We start from the raw sequence: 24107 nt of genomic DNA on the forward strand, positions 1-24107 counted from the left end.
GTTACATTCCTGTCTATGCACGGGACGGGTAAGAACCTTCTCTGTAACGCATTTCAGTAACATTTCTGCTACTACCTACGTGCGATATAAACCGCTCAATAGGGTACTAGGTAGCTATTTTGAAATAACCATACAGTATCTGTCTATTCTTGACTACCGGCGACGCGGAGCTTATCAGTACCGAACTCATCAGATCGAGTATGACACCAGACGAGACGACCGCGGGCGGCGTCGAGCCGCTCTCCGGCGAGACGGTCAGGCACGGGACGGGCGTGAACTCCGACCGCGCGTTCCCGACGAACGGCCACCCCGACAACCTCGATCCGTTCGTGCTGTTCGAGCGGTTCTACATCGACCCCGACGATGGGTTCCCGATGCACCCGCACAAGGGGTTCGAGATCGTCTCGTACATGATCGAGGGGGGGATGGACCACGCGGACTCGCTCGGCGTCGAGCACACCGCCCGCGAGAACGAGGCGATGCGGATCACGACCGGGGGCGGCATCCGTCACTCCGAGTTCCCGGCCGACGGCAAGGCCTGCAACGGGCTCCAGCTCTGGGTGAACCTCCCGCGCGAGGAGAAGGAGGCGGACCCGGACTACGTCGACGCGAGCGCCGCGGAGCTTCCCACGAGCGACCTCGACGGCGCGACCGTCACGACCGTCGTGGGCGAGGGCTCGCCGATCGAGCTGTACACTCCGATGGAGTACCTCGACGTTCACGTCACCGACGCGTGGACGTGGGAGGTCCCCGACGGGTGGTCCGGGTTCCTCTACGGCGTCGAGGGGAGCGGGACCGTTAGAGACGCCGGCGCCGACGGTGACGTCGATGCCCCCCGCGAGTTCGCCGCGGGCGACGTGCTCCCGAACGCGGACGCGCGAGAGGTGACGGTCGAAAGCGACGAAGGAGAAACGCTCCGGTTCGTCGCCGTCTCCGGGCGGCCGCACGGCGAGCCGATCCGTCAGCAGGGGCCGTTCGTCCTGTAACCGCCCGCTCGGCGGCAGGGAACGAGGTATGATAACGCGGGCCCTCGAAGGGGCGACCGAATGCCACTCGATCCGGACCGCGTTCGGACCGTCACCTTCGACTCGTACAGCACGCTCGTCGACGTGGAGGCGGCCGAGGCGGCGCTCGCCGACCGCGTCCCCGACCCGGAGCCGGTGTCGCGGCTCTGGCGGTCGCGCTCGCTGGCGTACACGTTCGTCGCGAACGCGATCGACGGCTACCAGCCCTTCTACGAGATGAACCGCGACGCGCTGACGTACGCGCTGGCTGCTCACGGCGTGGATCTGTCGACCGCCGAGCGCGACGAGATACTCGCGGTGTACCACGAACTGGAGGTGTTCGACGACGTGCGGTCGGGGATCGAGCGCCTTCGGGAGGGGGGGTACGAGCCGTACGTTCTCTCGAACGGGAACCCGGAGATGCTCGACTCGATGGTCGACCACGCCGGGATCGGCGATCTCATCGCCGGGACGATAAGCGCCGACGAGGTGGAGACGTTCAAGCCGGCGGCGGAGCTGTACCGCCACGGCGCGGCTCGGACCGGAACGCCGATCGACCAGATCGTCCACGTCACCGCGGGCTGGTTCGACGTGCTGGGCGCGTCGCACGCGGGGATGCAGGCGGTCCGCGTCGATCGGAAGGGGACGCCGTGGGAGCCGTTCGCGAGCGACCCGGACCTGACGGTCGAGTCGATCCACGAGCTGGCCGACGCGCTGGGCGTCTGAGGCGGTCGGCGGGAGATCGACACCGAGCCGGGGTCGCGCGCTCAGTCCCGCTCGGCGACGATCGTCTCGCCGGCGCGCACCGCGTCGCCCTCGCCGACGAGGAGGTCGCCCTCGTCGACGTCGGCGGGGAGAATCACGTCCGCCCGCGACCCGAACGAGACGTGGCCGACGCGCTCGCCGCGGTCGACGGCGTCGCCGGGCTCGACCGACGGGTGAATTCGGCGGGCGAACCAGCCGGCGATGACCAGCAGCTCGTACTCGCCGAAGTCGATCGCGACCTGCTCGTTGCGGTCGGACTCCTTGCTGAACGCGGGGCGGTTCGCGCCGGGGCGGTGTCGCACCTCGTGGACCTCGCCCGCGAGCGGCGCACGGTTGACGTGCACGTCGGTGACGTTCATGAACACGCCGACGCGCAGGCGCTCCCCCTCCTCGCGGACGACCGAGACGGTTCCGTCGGCGGGCGCGACGACGACGCCCTCTGCGTCGGGCGTCGAGCGATCGGGGTCGCGGTGGAACCAGAGGACGCCGAGCGCGAGCGCGAGCAGGCCGACACCGACCGGCGGCAGGAACGGCAGCGTCACCGCGGCGGCGAGCGCGGGCGCGAGCGCCAGCCGCCACGCCTCGTCGACCACGTTGAACGGGAGAACCGTCGCGAGCGGAGGGTTCCGGGCCATCGTCAGCCCCCCGCGGGGGTCCGGAGTTCGGGCCGAAGCTCGGTGCGGCCCGCGGCCCACGCCGCGAGCAGGTGGACGAGGTGGGTCAGATCGTCGAGCCCGTCGGTCAGATCGAGGTCGGCCTCGCCGGCGAGGACGTGGAGTCGCGCGAGGTCGTCGCCGCCGTACTCGGAGCCCGCGCGGGCGACCCGCAGGGTCTCACGGAGGAGTTCCCCGCCGTCGTATCCGCCGTCGTCGAGCAGGTCGTCGAGGGTCGAGCGCGCGTCCTTCAGGTCGCCGGTGCGGGCGTCGGCGAGTGCCTCCCGGATCGCGTCGTCGTCGCCGACCTCGCCGAGCGTCTCGTAGGCGGTCGACATGGTGATCTCGCCGCCCTCGACGGCGGTGGCCTGCGCCGAGAGGATCGCCTCTCGGAGGTCGCCGCCGGCCGCGCTGGCGACGAACTCCAGTCCGTCGCCGTCGTAGCCGACGGCCTCGCGTTCACAGATCGTTTCGAGCACGTCGATCGTCTCGTCGGTGGTCGGCGCGCGCACGCGAACCGGGAAGCACCGCGAGCGGATCGGCGCGATGAGCTTCGACGGCTGCCGGGTGGCGATCACGAACTGCGTGGTGCGGTGGTGCTGCTCCATCACGCGCCGGAGCGCCTGCTGGAAGTCCTCGCGGATCGCCTCGGCGTTGTCGAGCAGGACCGTCTTGTACTCGCCGGACATCGGCGCGTACGACGCCGACTCCTTCAGCACCCGATTTATCATGTCGCGTTTCGCCATCCGGCTCCGCCCCTGCAGGAACCCCTCGAAGCGGGGGTCGGTCCGGATCTCCTTTTTCGTCCGGCCGAAGAAGTCGGCGACGTTGATCTCGATCAGGTCGCCCTCGGGGTTCTCGTGGGCGGCCCGGGTCAGCGCCCGCGTCGCCGCCGTCTTCCCGACGCCGGGCGGCCCCTGCACGACGAGGTTCATCGGCTCGTCGACCGCGCGCTCCAGCCGCTCGCGGGCCTCGTCCTGGCGGATCTCGTCGAGCGCGGGAGCGTGCGCGTCGATCCACAGCGGTCCCTCCATGGTCGACCCCTCCGGGCCACGCGCTCAAGAATCGGTCGGTCCGGGCTCCGCTCCGGGCCGCCGCCGGTCCCAACGCCCTCCGTGACCCGCCTCCGCCGAGCCGCGTCGGCCGCCGCCGGTCCGGGGATCGACGCACAGACATTATTAACAATCGGAGTAAATGAACATCAATCGTTAAGTACTGGGAGTAAAGATAAGCATTGTACATGCCACAAGACAGTCGATCCGACGACGACCGCCTCACGCGCCGCCACTACGTGGCCGGCGCCGGAACCCTCGCGACCGTGGGGATCGCCGGCTGTTCCGGAGGCGGGGACGGCGGCGACGGAAGCGACGGCAGTGATGGGAGCGACGGTTCCGACGGTTCCGACGGCAGTGACGGTTCCGACGGTTCCGACGGCAGTGACGGCGGCTCCAGCGATCCGGTCGAGGTTCTCAACGGCTGGACCGGCGGCGACGGCGCCGCGGCGGCCGAGGCGCTAGAGGCAGCGTTCAACGAGGCGCATCCGGATGTCGGCCTCGAAATGAACCCCATCGGGGGTGGCGGCAACGAGAACCTCGACGCCGTCGTGGCGAACCGGCTCCAGAGCAACGATCCGCCGGGGTCGTTCGCCGGCTGGCCGGGACCGAACCTCCGCCGCTACGAGGGTGCCCTCGGTGCCGTCGACGACGTCTGGGAAGAGAACGGCTTCGAGGACGTGATGGTCGAGGAGGCGGTCGACCTCCACCAGCAGGACGGGAGCTACCGCGCCGTTCCGCTCGGTTCGCACCGCCTGAACTGCCTCTTCTACAACGCCTCCGTTGTCGAGGACGCGGGCATCGACGTCGAGTCGCTGAACAGCGCCTCGGCGCTCATCGACGCCTTCGACACGGTGGCGAGCGAGACCGACGCCGTTCCGATGACCCACGCGATGTCCGGCACCTGGACGACGACGCAGCTGTGGGCCGTCGTGATGCTCTCTGAGAACGGCTATCAGCCGTACATGGACTTCCTCGAGGGGAACGGCTCCGAGAGCGCGGTCCGATCGGCGTTCGAGACGACCGCCGAGATGCTGGAGAACTACATCAGCGACGACGCCGCATCGCTCAACCTGACGCAGTCGAATCAGAAAATCATCAACGGCGAGGCCGCCTTCATCCACCAGGGTAACTGGGCGGCGGGCGCCTTCCGGAACGCAGAGAACTTCGACTACGAGGACGACTGGGGCTTCAAGACGTTCCCCGGGACGGAAGAGATGTACACGCTGCACTTCGACTCGTTCCTCTACCCGGCGGATAACCCGACGTCGGAGGCCTCGAAGACCTGGCTGTCGTTCGTCGGCAGCGAGGAGGCCCAGATCGCGTTCAACCAGTACAAGGGGTCGATCCCGACCCGGACGGACGTGAGCATGGACGAGTTCGGTCCGTACCTCCAGGAGACGGCCGAGGACTTCGCGAACGCGGAGTACCGGCCGCCGAACCTTCAGCACGGACTCGGCGTCACCTCGCAGACGATGACGGCGCTCAATCAGGTCATCTCCTCGGAGTTCACCGGGCCGTACAACGTCGATGCGGCGACGCAGGGCTTCTTGGACGCGGTGTCGAACTAAGTCCACCAGATGCTCGATTTTTACCGACGATTGCACCGCGCGATCAGCCCGTCCTCGGGCGACGAAGATGAACCTCGCACCGACGGCGGCGTCGTGAGCGACGGGGCCGCCACGGGCCCCGAATCGGAGTCCGACACCGGAGTGACGGAGCGGCTCAGCGCTGCGATAGACCGCCGCTTCGGGACCGACTTCGTCGAGTCGTCGATCTTCTGGCTCCCGCCGTTCCTGCTGATGGGGCTGTTCGTCTACGGTGCGGTCATCTGGAACCTCCTTATTTCGTTCACCGACTACGAGGGCTTTGCGAACGCGCCGGACTACTCGAATCTCGACTTCGAGATGTACACGCGTGCGCTCGCGGACTCCGGCTTCATCGATGCCGCGGTCAACACGCTCATTCTGCTGGTCGCGTTCACGGCGGGGACGCTTGCGGTCGGCCTCGTGCTGGCGATCTTGATCGACAGGGGGATTCGGTTCGAGAACACGTTCCGGACGATCTACCTCCTGCCGATGAGCCTCTCGTTCGTCGTGACCGCCCAGTTCTGGCTGTGGATCTACAACTACAATAACGGGATCGCCAACAGCGTCATCGGCGTCGTCGGCCTCGGGCCGATCAGCTGGCTCGGTAACCAAGGAATCGTCCTTTACGCCGTTATTTTCGCGCTGATGTGGCAGTTCTCGGGGTACGCGATGGTCGTGTACCTCGCCGGGCTCCGCGCGATCCCGGACGAACACTACGAGGCGGCCAAGGTCGACGGCGCGTCGACCCTGAAGATGTACTGGCGCGTGATCATTCCCCAGCTGAAGGGCGCGACGATCAGCGCCGCCGTGGTGTTGATGGTGTTCGGCATGAAGGCGTTCGACTTCCTCTACTCGCTGGTAGGGGGATACCGGCCGCCGAACGGCGCCGACATCCTCGCGACGAAGATGGTCCGTGAGGCGTACTCGAACTCCCAGTGGGCGTACGGCGCGGCCATCGCGATCGTCCTCTTCGGGATGGCGCTCGCGGTCATCGGCCCCTACCTCGTCTACGAATACCGGAGGAACAACCTATGAGCGACCGAGAACTTCGAACCGACGGAAGCGGCGCGACGGCGAACCCCCGGTGGAATCTCGAGGGAGTGACGGTCGAAGACGCCGCGCTGTACGTCGTGTTGGTCTTGGCGGCGGCCTTTTACCTCATCCCCATCGAGTCCGGGCTGGTCACGTCGTTCAAGACCGGCACCGCGATCATCGAGACGGCCCCGTTCGCTCCGCCGGGAGCGTCCGGGTTCACGTTCGAGAAGTGGCAGACGGCGATCGACGCCCTGCTGCGCGGGATGGGGAACAGCCTCCTGTACGCCGTCCCGGCGACGATCATCTCGGCGCTCATCGGCAGCCTCACCGCGTACGGGCTGACGATCCCGAACTGGAAGCCGTCGTACAAGGCGCTGGTGCTCGCGCTCATCATCGCGGGCATCTTCATCCCGTACCAGGCGGTGTTGGTTCCGCTGACCCAGTTCTGGTCGCAGTGGGTCCAGCTCGGCGATATCCTCTCGTTCGTCTGGGCGCTCGGGATCGACGACGACTACGTGGGGATCGTCGAACTGGTGGTCACTCACGTCGCTTACGGGATCCCGATCTGTACGCTCCTGTTCCGGACGTACTACAAGACGATGAGCGAGGAAATGATGGAGTCCGCTCGCCTCGACGGGGCGTCGCTCCGCCGCGTGTACCGGCGGATCGTGCTGCCGCTCTCGGGGCCGATGTTCGCGGTGGTGCTCATCTACCAGTTCACCCAGATCTGGAACGACCTGCTGTTCACGCTGGTGCTCGTCTCGACCGAGTCGAGCCCCGCGGCCCCGGTCGTGTTGATCCTCGCGGGCCTCGGGACATCGATGGAGGGCCAAGACTTCGCGCTCCGGATGGCCGGGGCGTTCTTCGCGGCGCTCCCGACGCTCGCGGTGTACATCTTATTCGGCGACGAGTTCGCCGAGGGGGTGGCGGCGTGACGCCCGCACGGACGCCGGACGACACCGGTGTGACCCGCATGCGGATGCTGGACGGAACCGGCGACGCCCCGAGATGGGAGTCGGCGCGACGCGCAAACGACTATTCGACGGCGACCACAACTCACAGATATGGCAACGCTTGAACTCGATTCGGTAACGAAGACGTTTCAGGACGGCGACGAGGAGATCGTCGCCGTCGACGACATCTCGATGTCGATCGACGACGGGGAGTTCCTCGTCGTCGTCGGTCCGTCGGGCTGTGGAAAGTCCACGACGCTGCGGATGATCGCCGGACTAGAGACGATCACGTCTGGCACGATCGCGCTCGGCGATCGCGTCATCAACGACGTGAAATCGCAGAACCGGGACATCGCGATGGTGTTTCAGTCGTACGCGCTCTACCCGCACATGAGCGTCCAACAGAACATGTCGTTCGGGCTCGAAGAGTCGACGGATCTCCCGGACGACGAGATCGCCCGGATGGTCACGGAGACCGGCGAGCTGCTCGACATCGGCGAGCTGCTGAACCGGAAGCCGAAGGACCTCTCAGGGGGGCAACAGCAGCGTGTCGCCCTTGGTCGCGCGATCGTCCGCGACCCCGAGGTGTTCCTGATGGACGAGCCGCTCAGCAACCTCGACGCGAAGCTCCGCGCGGAGATGCGGACGGAGCTGCAGCGCCTCCAAGACGACCTCGGCGTGACGACGGTGTACGTCACCCACGACCAGACCGAGGCGATGACGATGGGCGACCGGATCGCCATCCTCGACGGCGGCGAACTACAGCAGATCGCGTCGCCGCTGAAGTGTTACCACGAGCCGGCCAACCGGTTCGTCGCGAGCTTCCTCGGCGAGCCCTCGATGAATTTCTTCGGCGTGGCGCTCGACGGCGACCGGCTGGTCGGCGACGTCTTCGAGTACCCCGTCGGGGACGAGGTGCGTGGGACCCTCGGCGAGGCGACCGACCTCGTTCTGGGGATTCGCCCCGAGGCGATCGAACTCGTCGAGGGCGGAGCCGACGCGCACGAGTTCGAGATGACCGTCGACGTCGTCGAGCCGATGGGCGACGAGAACACGGTGTACCTCCACTTCGACCCCGACGCTGACCCCGAGTCCGCCGCGACGCTCGTCGCGACGATCGACGGATTCACGCGCGTCAGCGAGGGCGACACGGTGACCGCGAAGATCCCGGAGGACGCGATCCACCTCTTCGACCGCGTCACGGGTGAGGCGCTGCACAACCGGTCGATGGAGGACGCCGCCGATCAGGTCGACCTCGCCTGACCGGACCGCTGGCCGGTTCGATTTTTTTGCTGCTTTCGCCGTCCGCGAGCCGCCGTCACCAGTAGGCGGTCCGATCGACGCCCTCGGCGAGGAGCGCCGCGGCGGCGACGTGGGCGTAGGCGCACCACCCGAGCGCGAGCAGGGCGGCGACGCTCCGCGCGGCCGTCGCCGCGAGCGCGCTCCACGCGACGACGACGAGCACGGTCGCGCCCACCCACGCGAGGAAGTAGGTGCTCGACGCCGTGCCGCGGAGGGCGTCCCGCCCGAGCCCCGCACAAAGCCCGTTTCGAACGCTCACGACGGCCGCCGCCGGGAAGAGATACCCGCAGACGATCGTGACGAGCAGCGCGATGGTGGCAAGAGTCGCGAGGGTCACGCCGCCCAGTGCGTCGGGGATCGTCCCGCTCGCGACGACGTAGCCGGCGGCGACCACGGTGACGGCCGCGGGGAGAAGGTAGACGGCCGCGACACCGAGAAGCCGGCCGGCGAGCCGCGCCGTGGCGGTCGTCGCCAGCGAAGGGAACCCGTCGCCCGCGAGGACGCCGCCGAGGAGGCCCAGCCACGCGAGGAGGGGACCGACGGCGAGTACGAGCGGGGCCACCAGCGACCAGTCGGGCGAGAGGCGCGCCGCGAACCGAACCAGCGCGCCGCAGATCAGGAGCGCTGCGAGACACTTCGCGGTGCCGTCCAGCCGCCTTCGGTCCGCGAGCGGGTACCGGAGCGCGTCGAGGAACACGTCAGAAACTCTCGCTAGCGCCGCGCAAAACGATGACGGTCGCGGTCGACGCCGGGATCACTCGCGAACGCGCTCGACTTCCCGCCGGAGGCCGTCGCGGACGCGCTCGGCGATGTCCTCGGCGTCGCGGTCGACGGTCTCCGCGTCCTCGGTCTCCAGCAGGCGGTCGAGCTTGCGCTCGAACTCCCGCTCGTCGATATCGCCGCGGGCGTAGCGCTCGCGGAGCGCGCGGAGGGCGGGGTCGTCGGGCGCGCCGGCGTCGTCGCCGTCGCCGTCCTCGTCGGGCAGGGGCTTCGTCAGCGTGTGGAGGACCGGAAGCGCGACAAACAGGCCGAAGAACCAGACGAGCGGCAGCGACCACCAGAGCCCGGTGACGAGTGGGGCGGCGACGCCGCCGCCGACGACGAGGACCGCGAAGATCCGCCGCCAGCGGTGGCGGACGTTCCACGCGATCCGGCGGGGGAGACCGGTCATAGCTTGGTCGACGCCCGCAAGGGGCAAATCGGTTTCGTCACGGAGGAGCGTGTTCGTCACGGGGTGGCGGGGGTTCGTCGCGGGTCAGTCCAGATCGAAGACGAGCCGGTCGCCGGGTTCGACCCCGTTGCGCTCGCTCCAGCCGCGCGGCACTTCGAGGACGTACCGCCCCGTCCCGCGGTACCGGGTGTACGGGCGCGAGTCGGGCGCCGCCTCGTGGATCTGGGTGACGGTGCCGTTCGGGGCGACGAAGACGATGTCGAGCCCGAACGCCATGTCCCGCATCACGTAGGCGTGTTCGCCCGCCTCGCCGTGGACGAACAGCAGTCCCCCGTCGGCGGCCAGATCGTCGGTTTCGGAGAGCCCAACGTACCGCTTCGCGAGGCCGTCGGCGACGCGCGCCTCGACGGTCGCGAGGGACTCGCCGGTCTCGCCGTCGACCGCCTCGACGGTCGCGGTGTCGTAGCCGGCGATCAGGAGGGTCGGGTTCGCCGCGATCGCGGCGGCGATCAGGAGGGCGAGGGCGGCGAGAGCGCCGGCGATCGCGAGGAGGCGGCGGTTCACGGCCGATCCTCGCGCCGCAGAAAGAAACCGTTTTCCGCTCCCGGCGGGTTTGAATCCCTGAGGGCTCGTGGTCTAGCTGGTCATGACGCGGCCTTTACAAGGCTGAGGTCGGCGGTTCGAACCCGCCCGAGCCCACTATCGGCGCCGCGAACAACTCGTGAGCGGCGCCGTTGTGACTGTTTGAGGGCGCGGTTCGAACTACGCGAGACGAGCGAAGCGAGTCTCGCCATCGAGTTCGAACCCGCCCGAGCCCGCATCGCTGGAGAGCGATCTACCTGCTGATATCGATCGATCGTGGATCGACGCGATCGGTGACTCGGCAGTGGACTCCTCCAAAGCCCCAGCCGCGAGGACTCGCGCGCCTCGCTACGCTCCTCGCTCAGTCGCTGACGCTCCTTCGCTGTGGTGCTTGCGTCGTCGTGCTTCGTCCTCGCGACTGCCCCTTTGAGTTCCACCCGACCGCAGCCTCACGCCTCCCCAACCTTGCGGTTCGCGCTCTCCGAGCGCTCACCGCGCCCTCGCGCGGCGCTCCTCGTGGCCTGTCGGCCACTCGGAGGCACGCGCCACCGCACAGCCGTTCGTGAGTGTAGTATAATTACCCAGGATCAGCCATAGCGTTTTGTGCGCTCGCTGCGACGTGGGTCTCGTATGCCCGAAGAAACCGTTCACGAGTCGCGGCGGTCACGGAGCCGACAGGCGCTTGCCACCTATTTCCGACGCATCGCGCGGGCGCTCGGCCGCGGAGAGCCGGTCCCCGTCGACGACGCCGGCACGGTGACGGTCGATCCGGCGGCGGAACAGGAGGTGGAAGTCGAACTCGAACGCGAGGGCGGGACGGTCCACTTCGAGGTCGAGATGGAGTGGCCGGAGGCGGCGGGCGAGATCGACGACGAGGCCGCCGCGAGCAAGGCGACATTCGAGCTGTACGCGGACAGCGCCGACGAGTGGCGCTGGCGGCTCGTCCACGACAACGGGAACATCATCGCCGACGGCGGCGGCGGGTACTCCGACAAGCGCGACGCGAACTCCGGCATCGAGAGCGTCCAGCGGAACGCGCCGGGCGCCCACGTGATCGACGTCTCCCGCGACGAGGAGGCCCCCGACGAGGGCGGCAGCGACGCGACCTTCGAGCTGTTCCGCGACAAGGCGGACGAGCACCGCTGGCGGCTCCGCCACGACAACGGCAACGTCATCGCCGACGGCGGACAGGGGTACGCCTCCAAGCAGAAGGCGAAACAGGGGCTCAACAGCGTGAAGTCGAACGCGCCCGGCGCCGTCGTCGAGGAACCGGGCGACGACGAGGCGGTCGGCGAAGAGGAAGGCGAGGAGGAAGCGGAGGAGTAATCGAACGATGGTCCCCGCCGACACGCCCTCCACCGCCGACATCACGTCCGCCGACACGCCCTCGCCGGACGCGAGAGCGGGCTCCTCGAACGACTTCCTCGCGCCCGGAGACGACGCGCCCGCGGACCCGGTCGACGTGCTCGTCTACGGGCTCGTCGGCGGGATCGCCGGCTCAGTGCTGTCGGTCGTCCTGCTGTTCTTCCTCGGGGTCGCGGGGGCGCCCGCGGAGTTCGGGATCATCGCGCTGCTCGTGGTCGGACTCGCCGCCGCCTACACCCTCGGGTCGGGGATCGTCGGCGGCTACCTCGGGCACTACCTCCGCGGGCGGCTCTGAGTCCGGCTCCGGAACGGCTCGTCCACCCCCCGGCGCCCGTCCGCGCCGACGCGGACCGCACCGCTTATTCGCCGCCCGTTGCTATCTCGGCCCGGACATGGACGCGCTCGACGCCAAGTACCCGTTCTTCGCGACCGCTCGCGAGGCGGTCGCCGACGCCGCGGTGTCGCTGCCGGAGCTCGTCGCGGCCGACGCGCCGGCGGTCGAGCGCGCCCGCGAGCGCGTCGAGCGCGCCCTGATGGACGGAACCGTCGCGTCCGAGAGCGGCGCCTTCCCCGCCGAGTCGGCCTACGACGCGCAGGCGGAACTGCTCTCGTACCCCATCGCGCGGATACTCGTCTCGCTTTTGGACTCCGAACCCGCCATCGGGAAGTACGCCGCCGCCGAGGCCGCGACCGCGATCGACCGAATCCGCGAGGATCTCGCGACCGACGACGGGCTGCGGTCGGTGTCGACCCCGACCGTCGCGCTGGACGACGTGCTCGCCGAGTTCGACCTCACGGAGGCGGTGCGGCCGGAGTCCCCGCGGCCGGCTCCGGGAACCGGGGGCGGCGCGGCCGCGACAGGGGCCGGCTCCGCGCCCGGCCGCGGCCCGGAGCACTACTGGATCGCCGTGGGGGCGTACCTCCGGCTCACGTCGCCCTCGTGGGGCGAGTCGTGGCGGCTCGTCAACCGCGCGCTCGCCGACGGCGAGGTGCGCGTCTCGCGCGAGGAGCTGTTGGACGCGCTCGAAGCCGCCGTCGAGGACCGGGTCCGGGAGGGGCTTCCGTTCGAGCTCGCCGCCGGCGAGGGGATCGCCGCGGAGCTCGAGTCCGGCGTCGCGGACCTCAAGCGGTTGCTCTCCGAGCGCACCTACGCCGGCCCGGTCGACGTGGTCGCTCCCGACCTGTTCCCGCCCTGCATGCGGAACCTGATCGACAAGGCCGAGCGCGGCACGGATCTGTCCCCGCCGGAGTCGTTCGCGCTGATGGCGTTCCTCGTCGGGATCGGCATGAGTCCCGACGAGGTGGTCGCGTTCTGCGCCGACACGAGCCTCGACGCCGAGGGGATCCGGTACCAGACCGAGTACCTGAGCGACGATCGGGGGAGTCAGTACCCGCCGCCGACCTGCGAGACGCTGGCGAACTACGGGATCTGCCACAACGAGGAGGACCACATGCAGGTCGCCGCCGACCCGCTCGCGTACTACGAGCAACGCGTGGCCGAGGCCGACGAGATCACCGACTGGCGGGAAGAGAACGCGACTGCGGCGGAAGCCGGAAGCGAGTAGTCGTAGCCGAGGGCGAGTAGTCGTAGCCGGAAGCGAGTAGCCGTGCTACGCGTCGTCGTCGTCGTTCGCGCGGATGAGGTACGCGCCGACGAGCGCCATCAACAGCACGAACGCGGCGAGCAGCACGACGAGGGCGATCGCACCCGTCTCCGGCAGCCCCTCGGGACCGCCGAACGCGACCCCGATCCCGATCAGTCCGGCGACGAAGACCGCGGCCGCCGACAGCGAGACCGCGATCTGCCGACGGAGCTCCGCGTCGATTTCCATGCCCGCGAGTTTCCGTCGCCGCTAAAAAAGGACTTCGATGAGGGCGGCGAGGTCGGTCCGATCGCGCGGCCTACACGCTTTGATCGGGGAATATCGGCTCCTCGACCCGCTCCGGCGGCGATCTTATCCGTTTCCGGCCCCTATCTCGACGCGAAGCGAGGGTCCCCCTCGCGGTCACCCATGACGCACACTCGAAACACACCCGCGTCAGCAGCCCCCGAACCGACCCCGTCGCGAGAGCCGTCCTCGGCGTCGTCGGCGCCGTCGGCAGCCTCCGACAAATCCGACGGCCGATCCGCGCGCGCCGCGGCGGAGGAGATGACGGTCCGCCCCCTCCGCGACCGGCGCTACGTCGTCGAGACCGACGGCGGCACCTACGTGGTCGCGCTCGACGCCGGTACCTGCACCTGCCCGGACCACGCGATCCGCGGCTCGCGCTGCAAGCACCTCCGCCGCGTCGCGATGGAGGTGACCGCGGGGTCCGTTCCCGCGCCCGACGAGCGCGTCGGCGCCTGCGCGGTCTGCGGCGCGGAGACGGTCGTCCCGTTCGACGCCGGCGGCGCGCACCTCTGTGACAGACACGCGTTCGAACCGGGGGCGGCCGTCCGCGACCGCGAGACCGGGAAACGGCTCGTCGTCGTCGAAGTCACGACCGAACGGGCCGACGCCTTCCGCACCGACGAGGGACGCACGGTCGCCGAGTACGCCACGAACGCCGACTACGGCGCCCACGAACCCGTCGTCGAGGCGGTCTACGCGGAGTCTCTCCGGCCGGGTCGGCGCGTCGCGGACTGCGACCGGTACGGGTTCCCCGCCTCGCGGCTCACGAGCGCTCCGTAGCGCTCCGTAGCGCCTCGGTTCGGTCCGGACGACTATTCGCAAGCTACTCCTATCGCCGCGTTACCACATCCGCCATGGACGGGGAGTCGGACGCGCGGAACGACGCCGACATCGCTGCCGAACTGCGGCGTCTGCACGACGTGACCCGTGAGATGACCGCCGCCGAGACCCGCGCGGAGGTGCTCGACGTCGCGACCGCGGCGGCGAGCGATCTGCTCGGGTTCGAGTTCAACACGGTCCGGGAGCACGACGCGGACCGCGACGCGCTCGTGCCCGTCGCGGCGTCGCCGGAGCTCAGGGCGGTCGGCGGAGAGCGACGACCGTACGACCGCGGCGAGTCGGTGCAGTGGGAGGCGTTCGACGACGGCGAGATACGGGTGTACCAGCGCGTGGCGGCGATCGGCGACGACGCCGACCGCGACGGCGACGGCAGCATGGTCGTGGTCCCGCTCGGCGAGTTCGGCGTGCTGACGCTGGGGAGCCCGCGCGAGCGGGCCGTCTCCGAGGGCGACGTGGAGCTCGCGCGCGTTTTCGGGGCCAACCTGGAGACGGCGATCGACCGTGTCGACGAACTCGCGACGCTTTCCGAACGCACGGCCCGGCTCCGCCGGCGGAACGACCGCCTCGACAGGATCGGCGGCATGATCGCTCACGAGTTCCGCAACCCGATCAACATCGCGCTCGGCGTCCTGAACGGGCTCGACGGGGACTCCGAGGACGAGCAGCGGATCGACGCCGCGCGCCGGGCGGTCGACCGCATGGACCGGCTCACGGAGTCGCTTCTGGATCTGGTCGATCACGACGCGATCGGCGGCGACACGGCGCCGGTCAGGGTCGACGAGCTCGCGGCCGCGACCTTCGAGCGCCGGTGTCCCGACGAGGCCGCGATCCACTGCACGGCGTCGGTCACCGTGGAGGCGAACGAGCGCCGGCTCGAAACGCTGCTCGAACGCGTCGTCGAGAACGCCGCCGTCCACGCCGGCCCGGAGCCGACCGTCTGGGTCGGCCCGCTCGCCGACGGCGGGTTCTACGTTGCCGACGACGGTCCCGGGTTCGACGACGGTCCCGGGTTCGACGACGAGACGACGGAGTCGCTGACGGCGTACCGTCCGGCCAACGGCGGCGATCCGGGCGGTCTCGGACTCGCAATCGTCGCCGACGTCGCCGCCGCACACGGCTGGGAGCTCTCGCTGACGATAAGTCGGGTCGGCGGCGCCCGCGTGGAAATAGCGACCGGCGGCGCCCCCGACGGGAGAGGGCTCACCCGGCGAGGTGGCTGATGTCCCGACGGAGCGTGTACCCCTTCGGCACCCCGACGTCGCCCAGACACTCCTCGCACAGCACCCGCTCGTAGTCGCGGTTCGTCTCCTTCTCGAGCAGCAAGACGTCTCCGATCGGGAACATCGACTCGCACCGATCGCACTCAGCCTTGTCGCCGTCGACGATCTTCATCACCTCTCCGTTTCCGGGATCGGTATATAAACTCGCGGACGGCGTTATCACTCCGGATAGCGGGTTCGTAAAAATCGGATGATTGAGAGTCGGTCGACGCGGTCGGGGGTCCCGGCGATCGTCCGGCGTTAGCCGAAGAGCTCGCCGAGGCCCTCGCCGCCGTCCTCCTCGTCCTCGCCCTCCTCGTCCGCCGCTTCCTCGGCGGCGTCCTCCTCGTCGTCCTCCTCGTCGTCGGCCTCGGCGGTCTCGGAGGCCTCGGCGGCGTCCGCGGAGCCACCTGCGGCGGCGCCGGCGGCGGGGGCCGCGGCGGCCGTCTCGACGGCCTCCTCGATGTCGACGTCCTCCAGCGCGGCGACGAGCGCCTTGACGCGGGATTCCTCGACGTCGACGCCGGCGGCTTCGAGCACGCCGGTGATGTTGTCCTCGTTGATCTCTTCGCCAGTCTCGTTCAGGATGAGCGCAGCGTAAACGTATTCCATTGGTGTGTCCTCGTGGTGTTATCCGAACATCGCGCCGAGACCGTCGCCGCCGTCGTCGCCGTCGTCGGCGTCGTCGGCGTCGTCGTCGGCCGCCTCAGCGTCGTCCGTGTCGTCGTCTTCCTCCGCCTGTTCCTCCTCGTCGGCGTCGTCCGTCTCGGGAGCCGGGGCGGCTTCGACGCCCTGCAACTCCTCGGGAAGCGCCTCCTCGTCGTCGATCTGGGCCGCGAGCGAGCGGAGCTGGGCGTCGGCCTTCCCGATGAGGTCGGGCACGACGTCCGGGCTCTCGATCTCCGCGAACAGTCCGACGGACTTCGCCTCGCCGGACGCCTTCGCGAGAAGGGTGCCGGCGGTGGCGGCCGTCGGGTACGCGGCGTTGACCGAGAGATTCCGCGCGGCGGCGGCCGCCGAGCGGATGTCCGCCTCGTACTCGTCGACGTCGATCTCGAGCTCGTCCGGCTCGAACAGGACGCCGTCGGAGTAGACGCCCTTGAGGTCGAGCCCGACTTCCTTCGGCTCGATGCCGAGCTCGGTCAGGACGTTCGCGAGGTCGTCGTCGACGACCTCGCCCTCGTCGAGGACCTTCGAGTCCTCGGTGACCATGATCGAGCCGTCCTGGATGCGCGCGGCCGCGCCGACCGTCTGGAGCTCGCCGACGAACGGCCCCGGGTCGACGCCCGTGTCACCCTCGGGGATGACGACGTCGTTGGGGGCGACCTCGCCCGCGTTGATCGGGGCGGGGGTCTTCGAGGCTTCCAGCTGCTTGAAGAGGCCGAACGGGTTGTCGTTCGTGCCGATGAGCGCGATCTGACCCGAGACGTACTGGGTCAGCTCTTCGACGCCGTCGTTCACCGCTTCGAGCGCGCGGACGGTGAGCGTGTTGCGGCTCATCCGAACGTCCGCGGAGCCGTGCAGCTCGCGGCGCATGGCCTGGAGCTGGCGGCTCGGGATGCCGGCGACGCCGACGATCCCGACGGAGTTGAACGACCGGATGAAGTCGACGAGCTCGTCGACCTCTTCCTGTTTCCACTGCGGGATCGTCTCGGTCTTGCGGACCGAGCTCATACGGGCACCTCCTTGGCGGGACCCATCGTGGTCTTCACGTAGATCCCGTCGATGTTGAGCGGCCCCTTCTCGAGGCTCGCTTCGAGTCGCCGGATGATGACGTCGATGTTGTCCGTAATCGCGTCGGAGCCCATGTCTTCGGCACCGACACGGGTGTGGAACGTGCGCCGGTCGCGCGACCGGAGCTGCACGGTGTTTTTCATCCGGTTGACTGTGTCGACGACGTCGTCGTCCGGCTGCAGTGGGGTAGGCATCTTCCCGCGCGGACCGAGGACGGTACCGAGGTACCGACCGATGTCCTGCATCAGGCTGGCTTCCGCGACGAAGAAGTCGGTTTCGCCGGCCAGATCCTTTGCGCGGTCGTCGTCGTCTCCTAAGTCTTCGAGGTCGTCGCTGTCGAGTACTTCGTCAGCGACCTCCTCTGCGCGGACGGCGGTTTCGCCCTCCGCGAAGACGACGATCTGTGTCTCCTGCCCCGTTCCAGCCGGCAGCACGACGGACTCGTCGATGCGGTTCGACGGATCGTTGAGGTCGAGGTCTCGCAGGTTGATCGCGATGTCCACGGTCTCGCGGAAGTTCCGCTCGGGCGCATCGTCGAGTGCGAGGGTTACGGCCTCTTGTATTGTGTCTGCCATTTTCACCTCCGTAGTACGCAGGTCGCTCCTACGGGTCAGTGAAACAGGCGAAGCCTGTCTCACCGGAAAGTGGTTCATCGGAGGCTTAAAAGCGTCGAACCGGCCGTCCGAGTGTGAACCGGAGACAGGGGCCGTGCGGGCGGTTCCCAGCGTCGAGCCCCTTCGCACCGGGCGACGCCGACCGCCGCTTCGGCACCGGATTCGACGCTCGTCGAAGCCGAGAACGTCGCATAGGGGAACCCTTTTGATGCCGCTCGCCGACCCACGAGGTAATGACTCAGGGTGGTCCGGCGTGACGATGGACGACCGTATCGAGGACCTCCGCGAGCGCCGCGAGCGGGCGGCGAAGGGCGGCGGCGAAGACCGGATCGAGTCCCAACACGAGAAGGGGAAGATGACCGCGCGCGAGCGCATCGACTACTTCCTCGACGACGGAACCTTCCACGAGTTCGACCGGTTCCGCACCCACCGGAACCACAAGTTCGGCACCGAGGAACAGCAGATCCCGGGCGACGGCGTCGTCACGGGGTACGGCGAGGTGAACGGGCGGAAGACGTTCGTCTTCGCGCACGACTTCACCGTCTTCGGCGGATCGCTCGGCGAGGTGTTCGCCGAGAAGGTGTGTAAGGTGATGGACAAGGCGATGGACGTGGGCGCGCCCGTGGTCGGCCTCAACGACTCCGCGGGCGCCCGCATCCAGGAGGGCGTCGAGGCGCTCGGCGGCTTCGCGGAGATCTTCCGACGCAACACGGAGGCGTCCGGCGTGATCCCCCAGATCTCTGCGATCATGGGGCCGTGCGCGGGCGGGGCGGTCTACTCCCCCGCCATCACGGACTTCACGTTCATGGTCAAGGACACCTCGCACATGTTCATCACCGGGCCGGACGTGATCGAGACCGTCACGGGCGAGGAGGTGAGCTTCGAGGAGCTCGGCGGCGCGGTGACCCACACCTCGACCTCCGGCGTCGCGCACTTCGCGGAGGAGAGCGAGGAAGAGGCGTTAGACGACATCGCGCGGCTGCTCTCGTACCTCCCCGCCAACAACGTCGAGGACCCCCCGCGCGTCGAGCCGTGGGACGACCCCGAGCGCGCCGACGAGGAGCTGGCCGACATCGTCCCCGACGCCCCCCGGAAGCCGTACGACATGAAAGACGTGATCGACAGCGTCGTCGACGAGGGCTCCTTCTTCGAGGTGCAGGAGAACTTCGCGAAGAACGTCGTCGTCGGCTTCGCCCGGCTCGACGGCCACTCGATCGGGATCGTCGCCAACAACCCCCGCGTGAACGCCGGGACGCTCGACATCGAGGCGAGCCAGAAGGGCGCGCGGTTCGTCCGCTTCTGTGACGCCTTCAACATCCCCATCCTCACCTTCGAGGACGTGCCCGGGTTCATGCCCGGCACCGATCAGGAGCACAACGGGATCATCCGCCACGGCGCGAAGCTGCTGTACGCCTTCTCGGAGGCGACCGTCCCGCTCCTCACCGTCATCACCCGGAAAGCGTACGGCGGGGCCTACTGCGTGATGTCGTCGAAGCATATCGGCGGCGACGTGAACTACGCGTGGCCGACCGCCGAGATCGCGGTGATGGGGCCGAAGGGCGCCGTCAACGTCCTCTACCGCGAGGAGCTGGCGGCCGCCGCCGACCCCGACGCGCGCAGACAGGAGCTCATCGACGAGTACCGCGAGGAGTTCGCGAACCCCTACACCGCCGCCGACCGCGGCTTCGTCGACGACGTGATCGAACCCGCGGAGACCCGCGCGCGGCTGATCGACGACCTGACCATGCTGAAGGGGAAGCGCTCGGACGCGCCAGAGAAGAAGCACGGCAACATCCCGATCTGATGGCGACCGACGCATCCGAACGGGACGAGGTCGCGTCCGGATCGGGCGACGCCGCGCCGCCCGGTGACGCCACCCCCTCCGATGACGCCGCGGTCGCCCTCGCCGGGCTGTCGATCCCGGACGACGCCGGCGACGCGGAGGCCGCCGCCATCGCCGCCGCGGTCGCGGCCCACCTCCGAGACGGCGAGCGCGCCGCGGCGGCCGCCACGGCCGCGGCGGACGACGAGCCGGACTGGGAGGGCGAGCGCTGGTCGTTCGCCGGCCGAGTCGATCGGCTGCAGAATCGGTCGGTCCGCGTGCCCGTCGACGCGCCGACGGACCCGTGGACCGCGGCCGGCCGCGCCGACCGGTTCTGAGTCGGGTCGCGCGCATTCCCCCGGCGGTCGGACCGCCGCCACCTCCCCGGCGGCCCTCGGCGAACGCCGGCGGCCCACGGCGGTCCGACTGCCACGCTAACCCTTCACAGGGTGCGTCCGAGAATACGTCCGATCGCGTATATATCTGTGGCCGATGGCCGTAGTCGACGGCTCACGACTCGCGCGACCCGTCGGCCGAGCCGCCGCCGAGGAGTCGGTTGAGGACGACCGGCGCGACGCCCGCGAGGAGCGCGAGGACGCCGATCCGGACGAGCAGCGAGGCGTCGGTCAAAAGCGTCGCGGCGAGGTACGCGCCCGCTGCGACCAGCACCGACGGCAACACGTAGGGGTTTCCGGGCGAGAGCATGTGCGGATATGGCTCCCGGCAGACTCTTAACCGTCTCGGGGCGCCGCGGTCGCTCGGTGACACGGCGGGAAACGCCGACGGGGTACGACGATCGTCGTCACCGATCGTCGTCACGGACCGATAGAATGAGGTGGGCTATGGTGGAAACAACGTGCAGGAATGTTCGACAAGGTTCTGGTCGCGAACCGCGGGGAGATCGCGATTCGGGTGATGCGCGCCTGTGCGGAGCTGGGTGTCGACACCGTCGCCGTCTACAGCGACGCGGACAAACACGGCGGCCACGTCCGGTACGCGGACGAGGCGTACAACGTGGGGCCCGCCCGCGCCGCCGACTCGTACCTCGACGGCGAGGCGGTCGTCGACGCCGCGAAGGCGGCAGACGCCGACGCGATCCACCCCGGCTACGGCTTCCTCGCCGAGAACGCCGACTTCGCGGCCCGCGTCGAGGCCGCGGACGGGATCACTTGGATCGGCCCCGCCAGCGACGCGATGGAGCGGCTCGGGGAGAAGACCCACGCCCGCCGCGTGATGGACGACGCCGACGTGCCCATCGTCCCCGGCACGACCGAGCCCGTCACGGATGTCGAGGCCGTGACCGAGTTCGGCGACGAGCACGGCTACCCCGTCGCGATCAAGGCCGAGGGCGGCGGCGGCGGTCGCGGGATGAAGGTCGTCGAGAGCGCCGACGGGGCCGCGGAGGCGCTCGAATCCGCCAAACGCGAGGGCGAGGCGTACTTCTCGAACGACTCCGTCTACCTCGAACGCTACCTCCAGACCCCCCGCCACGTCGAGGTGCAGATCGTCGCGGACGACCCCGAGGCCGACGGCGACCTCGACGAGAGCGACGTGGTCCACCTCGGCGAGCGCGACTGCTCGCTCCAGCGCCGCCACCAGAAGGTGATCGAGGAGGGGCCCTCCCCCGCGCTCTCCGACGAGCTTCGCGAGCAGATCGGCGAGGCCGCCCGACGCGGCGTCGCCGCCGCCGACTACACCAACGCCGGCACCGTCGAGTTCCTCGTCGAGGAGAACGTGGACCGCGACCCCTCGGAGCCGCTCGGGCCGGACACGCCGTTCTACTTCCTCGAAGTCAACACGCGGATTCAGGTCGAACACACCGTCACCGAGGAGCTGACGGGGATCGACATCGTGAAAGAGCAGCTCCGGGTCGCCAGCGGCGAGGGGCTCTCGGTCTCGCAGGCGGACGTGGAGCTCGAGGGGCACGCGATCGAGTTCCGGATCAACGCCGAGAACGCCGCGAACGACTTCCAGCCCGCAAACGAGGGCCGGCTCGACACGTACGACCCGCCGGGCGGGATCGGCGTCCGCGTCGACGACGCGCTCCGGCAGGGCGACGAGCTGGTGACCGACTACGACTCGATGATCGCGAAGCTGATCGTGTGGGGCGCGGACCGCGGGGAGTGTCTCGCCCGGTCGAAGCGCGCGCTCGCGGAGTACGACCTGGAGGGCGTCGTTACCATCGTTCCGTTCCACCGGCTCATGCTCGACGACGACCGGTTCGTCGACGGCACGCACACCACGAAGTACCTCGACGAGGACCTCGACGAGGCGCTGATCGCGGACGCACAGGAGCAGTGGGGCACCGAGTCGGCGTCGGCGGGCGAGGACGACGAGGAGGTGTCCGAACGCGAGTTCACCGTCGAGGTGAACGGGAAGCGCTTCGAGGTCGAACTGGAGGAGCGCGGCGCGCCCGCGATCCCGGTTCCGGAGGGCGGGGCGGGCGGCGCCGGCGCCGGCGGCAGCGGCGGCGGGCAGCGCCCCCCGCAGGCGACGTCCGACGACGGGGGTGACGACGCCGGCGTCGACGTCGCCGAGGGCGGCGAGGCGATCGCGGCGGAGATGCAGGGGACGATCCTCTCCGTCGATGTCGACGAGGGCGACGAGGTCGCCGCCGGCGACGTGGTCTGCGTGCTCGAAGCGATGAAGATGGAGAACGACGTGGTCGCCGAGCGCGGCGGCACCGTCGCGAGCGTCCACGTCGGCGAGGGCGACAGCGTCGACATGGGCGACGTGCTGGTCGTTCTGGAGTAGCGCGGCGCGTCGTGACCGCGCGTGGCGTTGGGAAGTCCCCGCCGCTCCCGACGCCACGCGCCGGCGGGACGGTGGAAGGGCGCGTGAAACCGTTCGCGACGGGGCCGAGCACCCGTCCTGACCGACGGTGTTTAACCGAACGCCCGAAAAGGGGCCGACATGGAGCCGGTCGACGACTGGCGCGCGGCGATCGCGGAGGCTGGGGAGCTGACCGGCCCGATCGCCGCGGCCGTCGTCGACGAGCACGGCGACCGCGGGAAGCGCGCCATCGAGGCGGTCGGCGAGGGGCGCGTGAAGCGCTACCGAGACTTCACCGTCGTCGTCGGTCACGACGACGAGTACGTCGTCGAGGACGGGGAGTGCACCTGCGCGGACGCGACGTACAACCTCGACGCCGACGACCCCTCCGAGCGCTGCTGGCACGCGATCGCGGTCGACGTGGCGGACGCCGTGGGCGCGGTCGATCACCACGACATGTGGTACTCGGAGGTCAGGGAGTTTCTGTAAGTCACCCACGAGTTCAGTCTTGTCTCTTACCCACAAGTTCTAACGCCGCGGCTGACGAACTGAGACGGGAAGATGGGACGAGAGTCACGGAGTTGGCGGCCTGATCTCGATAGGGACGGACAGTTGTGTGACATGGATGTCTCAGGATGGATTCGAACAGAGTTTCGATCAGCCGAGTTTGGAGACAAACGTTTGACCGATCGACTGGTTCAACTTGGGGATGAACTCGGCAGTTCGCCTGCCGAGTCCATCCCCGCTGCTTGCGGAGACTGCGCGTCCACAACGGCTACATACCGATTTTGCGAGAATGACAGTGTGGACCCCAGCGAAATTCTCTCTGCTCACAAGCAGCAACAACAATCAAGAGTGAGTCGGTCAGACGAACTCTTGATTGTCTCCGATACCACTGAACTCGTCTTTCCGAGACATCCCTCCAAGGAGGGACTTGGCGACATTGGCAACTCTGAGATGGACCTCGAGGGTGTCAAACACCACTCAACGATTGGAGTCAACCCACGGACACATCGAATGACAGGGGTCATCGATCAGCAGGCGCTGATCGAGGACCAGCAAGCCGATCAAAAGTACGATACGAACGGGAAAGCAGAGCCGATTCAGTTGGACAGTGAGCACGAGAAATGGAGTCGTGGTGACAGGCAAGCCAGAGACTGGCTTGCCGACAATGTCCGTCCCTTGTTCATTCATGACCGGGGCGCAGATTCATTCGCGTTCTACGAAGAAGTCGCCGAGGAATAATCCTGAGCAAGAGGGTTCAGTCGAAGTAAATGTCGTGAGAGTCGACGAGGTCAGTAAGAATGATGACCCGATTCAGTGGGTGTTACTCACCACTGAATCGGTCGAAAAGTTCGAGGAAACTCTGACGGTCATTGACTATTACGGCCTTCGCTGGCGGATTGAAGACTGGCACAAAGTGCTCAAGAGCGGCTGTGAAATCGAAGAACGGCAGTTGCAATCTTGGGAGCGGATGGAGGTCCTGCTGAGTGTGTATTCAGTGATTGCGTGGAAAGTTTTGGAGCTACGAGAGCTTGGTCGTGGTGACAGCTCAATATCCCCGAAAACCCTGTTGAGTGAGGCAGAGCGCACACTTCTGGAAACGAAATTTCCAGAATTGAGTGGTCAAGATGGGAAAGGATACGCAGTAAGCGTGGCTAAACTCGGCGGTTATCTTGATCGTGGTTCAGATCCACCACCAG

The 24107-nt window shown here is 68.4% G+C and carries 26 protein-coding genes, 1 tRNA gene and 1 pseudogene; 17 read left to right on the forward strand and 11 right to left on the reverse strand.

All coding sequences use genetic code 11. The annotated features are described in order from the left end of the window. The first annotated feature begins 200 nt into the window (after positions 1-200). Together ESO89_RS02330 and ESO89_RS02335 are read left to right on the forward strand one after the other, a co-directional pair. On the forward strand, positions 201-986 hold the full coding sequence (locus ESO89_RS02330; RefSeq protein ID WP_128904065.1) for a pirin family protein: 786 nt from the start codon (positions 201-203) through the stop codon (positions 984-986). A gap of 60 nt (positions 987-1046) precedes the next feature. Then, positions 1047-1730 carry a haloacid dehalogenase type II gene (locus tag ESO89_RS02335; protein WP_128904066.1) on the forward strand — a complete coding sequence of 228 codons (684 nt, stop codon included), beginning with the start codon at positions 1047-1049 and terminating at the stop codon, positions 1728-1730. 41 nt (positions 1731-1771) lie between these two features. On the opposite strand, the gene ESO89_RS02340 is transcribed toward ESO89_RS02335, so the two are convergent. Continuing rightward, positions 1772-2404, reverse strand: a complete 633-nt coding sequence (locus tag ESO89_RS02340; protein ID WP_128904067.1) for a protein sorting system archaetidylserine decarboxylase — start codon at positions 2402-2404, stop codon at positions 1772-1774. A gap of 2 nt (positions 2405-2406) precedes the next feature. Continuing rightward, the gene (locus ESO89_RS02345; protein ID WP_128904068.1) at positions 2407-3456 is read right to left on the reverse strand and encodes an AAA family ATPase; all 1050 of its coding nucleotides are present in this window, start codon (positions 3454-3456) and stop codon (positions 2407-2409) included. A 206-nt stretch (positions 3457-3662) separates the two neighbouring features. Between ESO89_RS02345 and ESO89_RS02350 the strand changes: the two genes are divergently transcribed. From ESO89_RS02350 to ESO89_RS02365, 4 genes are all read left to right on the forward strand, one after another. Beyond that, positions 3663-5045: an ABC transporter substrate-binding protein gene (locus tag ESO89_RS02350; protein ID WP_241686087.1), complete on the forward strand. Its 1383-nt coding sequence runs from the start codon at positions 3663-3665 to the stop codon at positions 5043-5045. A gap of 30 nt (positions 5046-5075) precedes the next feature. Continuing rightward, positions 5076-6098 (forward strand): carbohydrate ABC transporter permease, encoded by a 1023-nt coding sequence (locus tag ESO89_RS02355; RefSeq protein WP_394345364.1) that lies wholly within the window; start codon positions 5076-5078, stop codon positions 6096-6098. Then, complete coding sequence (locus tag ESO89_RS02360) at positions 6095-7033, forward strand: carbohydrate ABC transporter permease (RefSeq protein ID WP_128904070.1); 939 nt, start codon at positions 6095-6097, stop codon at positions 7031-7033. The genes ESO89_RS02355 and ESO89_RS02360 overlap by 4 nt, the downstream gene beginning before the upstream one ends. Before the next feature lie 129 nt (positions 7034-7162). Then, a complete protein-coding gene (locus tag ESO89_RS02365) occupies positions 7163-8314 on the forward strand; it encodes an ABC transporter ATP-binding protein (protein ID WP_128904071.1) in 1152 nt (383 codons plus the stop codon). 55 nt (positions 8315-8369) lie between these two features. On the opposite strand, the gene ESO89_RS02370 is transcribed toward ESO89_RS02365, so the two are convergent. From ESO89_RS02370 to ESO89_RS02380, 3 genes are all read right to left on the reverse strand, one after another. Next, a complete protein-coding gene (locus ESO89_RS02370; RefSeq protein WP_128904072.1) occupies positions 8370-9050 on the reverse strand; it encodes a hypothetical protein in 681 nt (226 codons plus the stop codon). A 57-nt stretch (positions 9051-9107) separates the two neighbouring features. Then, positions 9108-9524 carry an SHOCT domain-containing protein gene (locus ESO89_RS02375; RefSeq protein WP_128904073.1) on the reverse strand — a complete coding sequence of 139 codons (417 nt, stop codon included), beginning with the start codon at positions 9522-9524 and terminating at the stop codon, positions 9108-9110. 84 nt (positions 9525-9608) lie between these two features. Further along, positions 9609-10088, reverse strand: coding sequence for a DUF192 domain-containing protein (locus ESO89_RS02380; protein WP_128904074.1), 480 nt, complete (start codon positions 10086-10088; stop codon positions 9609-9611). Positions 10089-10149: 61 nt separating this feature from the next. Between ESO89_RS02380 and ESO89_RS02385 the strand changes: the two genes are divergently transcribed. The 4 genes from ESO89_RS02385 to ESO89_RS02400 all read left to right on the forward strand — a co-directional run bounded on the left by ESO89_RS02385 (position 10150) and on the right by ESO89_RS02400 (position 13036). Further along, a tRNA-Val gene (locus tag ESO89_RS02385) sits at positions 10150-10223 on the forward strand. A 513-nt stretch (positions 10224-10736) separates the two neighbouring features. Continuing rightward, positions 10737-11432: an HVO_2922 family protein gene (locus ESO89_RS02390; protein WP_128904075.1), complete on the forward strand. Its 696-nt coding sequence runs from the start codon at positions 10737-10739 to the stop codon at positions 11430-11432. Between the two features lie 7 nt (positions 11433-11439). Continuing rightward, positions 11440-11766: a hypothetical protein gene (locus ESO89_RS02395; RefSeq protein ID WP_128904076.1), complete on the forward strand. Its 327-nt coding sequence runs from the start codon at positions 11440-11442 to the stop codon at positions 11764-11766. A 97-nt stretch (positions 11767-11863) separates the two neighbouring features. After that, the gene (locus tag ESO89_RS02400) at positions 11864-13036 is read left to right on the forward strand and encodes a DNA primase (protein ID WP_128904077.1); all 1173 of its coding nucleotides are present in this window, start codon (positions 11864-11866) and stop codon (positions 13034-13036) included. Between the two features lie 45 nt (positions 13037-13081). Here the strand turns inward: ESO89_RS02400 and ESO89_RS02405 are convergent, their stop codons facing one another. After that, entirely contained in the window at positions 13082-13303 is a 222-nt protein-coding gene (locus ESO89_RS02405; protein ID WP_128904078.1) for a DUF7472 family protein, read from the reverse strand. Between the two features lie 318 nt (positions 13304-13621). Here ESO89_RS02405 and ESO89_RS02410 point away from each other — a divergent pair, with 318 nt between their 5' ends. Beyond that, complete coding sequence (locus ESO89_RS02410) at positions 13622-14143, forward strand: SWIM zinc finger family protein (protein ID WP_128904079.1); 522 nt, start codon at positions 13622-13624, stop codon at positions 14141-14143. 74 nt (positions 14144-14217) lie between these two features. Further along, positions 14218-15423 (forward strand): sensor histidine kinase, encoded by a 1206-nt coding sequence (locus tag ESO89_RS02415; RefSeq protein ID WP_128904080.1) that lies wholly within the window; start codon positions 14218-14220, stop codon positions 15421-15423. Here the strand turns inward: ESO89_RS02415 and ESO89_RS02420 are convergent. From ESO89_RS02420 to ESO89_RS02435, 4 genes are all read right to left on the reverse strand, one after another. Continuing rightward, positions 15404-15595, reverse strand: a complete 192-nt coding sequence (locus ESO89_RS02420) for a hypothetical protein (protein WP_128904081.1) — start codon at positions 15593-15595, stop codon at positions 15404-15406. The genes ESO89_RS02415 and ESO89_RS02420 overlap by 20 nt on opposite strands. 128 nt (positions 15596-15723) lie before the next feature. Then, positions 15724-16074 (reverse strand): 50S ribosomal protein P1, encoded by a 351-nt coding sequence (gene rpl12p / locus ESO89_RS02425; RefSeq protein WP_128904082.1) that lies wholly within the window; start codon positions 16072-16074, stop codon positions 15724-15726. Between the two features lie 18 nt (positions 16075-16092). Further along, entirely contained in the window at positions 16093-17136 is a 1044-nt protein-coding gene (locus ESO89_RS02430; protein ID WP_128904083.1) for a 50S ribosomal protein L10, read from the reverse strand. Further along, on the reverse strand, positions 17133-17771 hold the full coding sequence (locus ESO89_RS02435; RefSeq protein WP_128904084.1) for a 50S ribosomal protein L1: 639 nt from the start codon (positions 17769-17771) through the stop codon (positions 17133-17135). The genes ESO89_RS02430 and ESO89_RS02435 overlap by 4 nt, the downstream gene beginning before the upstream one ends. Before the next feature lie 298 nt (positions 17772-18069). On the opposite strand from ESO89_RS02435, the gene ESO89_RS02440 reads away from it, so the two are divergent. Together ESO89_RS02440 and ESO89_RS02445 are read left to right on the forward strand one after the other, a co-directional pair. Beyond that, a complete protein-coding gene (locus tag ESO89_RS02440) occupies positions 18070-19614 on the forward strand; it encodes an acyl-CoA carboxylase subunit beta (RefSeq protein ID WP_128904085.1) in 1545 nt (514 codons plus the stop codon). Next, complete coding sequence (locus ESO89_RS02445; RefSeq protein WP_128904086.1) at positions 19614-19970, forward strand: hypothetical protein; 357 nt, start codon at positions 19614-19616, stop codon at positions 19968-19970. The genes ESO89_RS02440 and ESO89_RS02445 overlap by 1 nt, the downstream gene beginning before the upstream one ends. A gap of 172 nt (positions 19971-20142) precedes the next feature. Here the strand turns inward: ESO89_RS02445 and ESO89_RS02450 are convergent, their stop codons facing one another. Next, positions 20143-20337, reverse strand: coding sequence for a hypothetical protein (locus ESO89_RS02450; protein ID WP_128904087.1), 195 nt, complete (start codon positions 20335-20337; stop codon positions 20143-20145). Between the two features lie 159 nt (positions 20338-20496). Here ESO89_RS02450 and ESO89_RS02455 point away from each other — a divergent pair, with 159 nt between their 5' ends. The 3 genes and pseudogenes from ESO89_RS02455 to ESO89_RS02465 form a co-directional block, all read left to right on the forward strand. After that, on the forward strand, positions 20497-22386 hold the full coding sequence (locus tag ESO89_RS02455; protein WP_128904088.1) for an ATP-binding protein: 1890 nt from the start codon (positions 20497-20499) through the stop codon (positions 22384-22386). 159 nt (positions 22387-22545) lie between these two features. Continuing rightward, positions 22546-22893 (forward strand): hypothetical protein, encoded by a 348-nt coding sequence (locus ESO89_RS02460; protein WP_008008095.1) that lies wholly within the window; start codon positions 22546-22548, stop codon positions 22891-22893. Between the two features lie 72 nt (positions 22894-22965). Next, positions 22966-24107 (forward strand): annotated as a pseudogene (locus tag ESO89_RS02465) (IS4 family transposase); the annotation flags it as partial.

Source organism: Halorubrum amylolyticum (assembly GCF_004114995.1).
In the GTDB taxonomy this organism is placed as follows: Archaea; Halobacteriota; Halobacteria; order Halobacteriales; family Haloferacaceae; genus Halorubrum; species Halorubrum amylolyticum.

Excerpts from the sequence above, each read along its gene's own strand:
- ESO89_RS02330 (WP_128904065.1), top strand. The coding sequence starts at position 201 with ATGACACCAGACGAGACGACCGCGGGCGGCGTCGAGCCGCTCTCCGGC.
- ESO89_RS02335 (WP_128904066.1), top strand. The coding sequence starts at position 1,047 with ATGCCACTCGATCCGGACCGCGTTCGGACCGTCACCTTCGACTCGTAC.
- ESO89_RS02340 (WP_128904067.1), bottom strand. The coding sequence starts at position 2,404 with ATGGCCCGGAACCCTCCGCTCGCGACGGTTCTCCCGTTCAACGTGGTC.
- ESO89_RS02345 (WP_128904068.1), bottom strand. The coding sequence starts at position 3,456 with ATGGAGGGACCGCTGTGGATCGACGCGCACGCTCCCGCGCTCGACGAG.
- ESO89_RS02350 (WP_241686087.1), top strand. The coding sequence starts at position 3,663 with ATGCCACAAGACAGTCGATCCGACGACGACCGCCTCACGCGCCGCCAC.
- ESO89_RS02360 (WP_128904070.1), top strand. The coding sequence starts at position 6,095 with ATGAGCGACCGAGAACTTCGAACCGACGGAAGCGGCGCGACGGCGAAC.
- ESO89_RS02365 (WP_128904071.1), top strand. The coding sequence starts at position 7,163 with ATGGCAACGCTTGAACTCGATTCGGTAACGAAGACGTTTCAGGACGGC.
- ESO89_RS02375 (WP_128904073.1), bottom strand. The coding sequence starts at position 9,524 with ATGACCGGTCTCCCCCGCCGGATCGCGTGGAACGTCCGCCACCGCTGG.
- ESO89_RS02390 (WP_128904075.1), top strand. The coding sequence starts at position 10,737 with ATGCCCGAAGAAACCGTTCACGAGTCGCGGCGGTCACGGAGCCGACAG.
- ESO89_RS02395 (WP_128904076.1), top strand. The coding sequence starts at position 11,440 with ATGGTCCCCGCCGACACGCCCTCCACCGCCGACATCACGTCCGCCGAC.
- ESO89_RS02400 (WP_128904077.1), top strand. The coding sequence starts at position 11,864 with ATGGACGCGCTCGACGCCAAGTACCCGTTCTTCGCGACCGCTCGCGAG.
- ESO89_RS02405 (WP_128904078.1), bottom strand. The coding sequence starts at position 13,303 with ATGGAAATCGACGCGGAGCTCCGTCGGCAGATCGCGGTCTCGCTGTCG.
- ESO89_RS02410 (WP_128904079.1), top strand. The coding sequence starts at position 13,622 with ATGACGGTCCGCCCCCTCCGCGACCGGCGCTACGTCGTCGAGACCGAC.
- ESO89_RS02415 (WP_128904080.1), top strand. The coding sequence starts at position 14,218 with ATGGACGGGGAGTCGGACGCGCGGAACGACGCCGACATCGCTGCCGAA.
- ESO89_RS02420 (WP_128904081.1), bottom strand. The coding sequence starts at position 15,595 with ATGAAGATCGTCGACGGCGACAAGGCTGAGTGCGATCGGTGCGAGTCG.
- rpl12p (WP_128904082.1), bottom strand. The coding sequence starts at position 16,074 with ATGGAATACGTTTACGCTGCGCTCATCCTGAACGAGACTGGCGAAGAG.
- ESO89_RS02430 (WP_128904083.1), bottom strand. The coding sequence starts at position 17,136 with ATGAGCTCGGTCCGCAAGACCGAGACGATCCCGCAGTGGAAACAGGAA.
- ESO89_RS02435 (WP_128904084.1), bottom strand. The coding sequence starts at position 17,771 with ATGGCAGACACAATACAAGAGGCCGTAACCCTCGCACTCGACGATGCG.
- ESO89_RS02440 (WP_128904085.1), top strand. The coding sequence starts at position 18,070 with ATGGACGACCGTATCGAGGACCTCCGCGAGCGCCGCGAGCGGGCGGCG.
- ESO89_RS02445 (WP_128904086.1), top strand. The coding sequence starts at position 19,614 with ATGGCGACCGACGCATCCGAACGGGACGAGGTCGCGTCCGGATCGGGC.
- ESO89_RS02450 (WP_128904087.1), bottom strand. The coding sequence starts at position 20,337 with ATGCTCTCGCCCGGAAACCCCTACGTGTTGCCGTCGGTGCTGGTCGCA.
- ESO89_RS02455 (WP_128904088.1), top strand. The coding sequence starts at position 20,497 with ATGTTCGACAAGGTTCTGGTCGCGAACCGCGGGGAGATCGCGATTCGG.
- ESO89_RS02460 (WP_008008095.1), top strand. The coding sequence starts at position 22,546 with ATGGAGCCGGTCGACGACTGGCGCGCGGCGATCGCGGAGGCTGGGGAG.